We start from the raw sequence: 527 nt of genomic DNA, 5'->3' as shown, positions 1-527 counted from the left end.
ACGACGTTCTTTGATCTCGTCAAAACTTGGAATGAATAAAAATATAAAAGACAGAAAAACCAGAACCAGACTGAGGAAAATTGCACACAACAAGGCAATAAATCTGTAGTTCAATTTATCGGTGGCTTTATCTAACTCCTGAATACGACCTTGGAGGGCGCGTGTAGCCTCTTGGTTTGCATTATTTAGGGTCTTTTTACTCTGTTCCAGCACCCCACTAGCCACTTTGCTGTAAAACGTCTCTAATCGCTTATTATCGTCTGCTATGGCTTCTCTGTATTCCTTCATAGATGCCAATAGAATATATAACTGATCATCTAGGTCTAAATCATCATTTTGGTTACTCATCGTGACCATCCATCATTATCTAAATTTCGTGATGCCTTACGATTTGCTTGTTCGGCTCGTTGTTTATCTAATTCTTGCTGTCGCTTCATTTCCGCTTGGCGTTCCAGTTCTAGGCGTTTGCTTTCTTGGTTCTTCTGCCATTGCTCAAAACCTTGATCGACACGGTTTAAACCACGCTG

The 527-nt window shown here is 40.6% G+C and carries 1 protein-coding gene and 1 pseudogene; both read right to left on the bottom strand.

Translation table 11 applies throughout. From position 1 onward, the window contains the following. Positions 1 to 348, bottom strand: a 348-nt coding sequence (locus E2K52_RS14715; protein WP_151205716.1) for a hypothetical protein, incomplete at its 3' end; no start/stop codon positions are given. Then, positions 345 to 527 (bottom strand): annotated as a pseudogene (locus tag E2K52_RS14710) (mobilization protein); the annotation flags it as partial. The gene E2K52_RS14715 and the pseudogene E2K52_RS14710, both read right to left, overlap by 4 nt.

Origin of the sequence: Acinetobacter sp. RF14B (assembly GCF_006864105.1) — a bacterium.
Classification (GTDB): Bacteria; Pseudomonadota; Gammaproteobacteria; order Pseudomonadales; family Moraxellaceae; genus Acinetobacter; species Acinetobacter lwoffii_C.
This window is presented reverse-complemented; position numbering and strand designations above follow the sequence as displayed.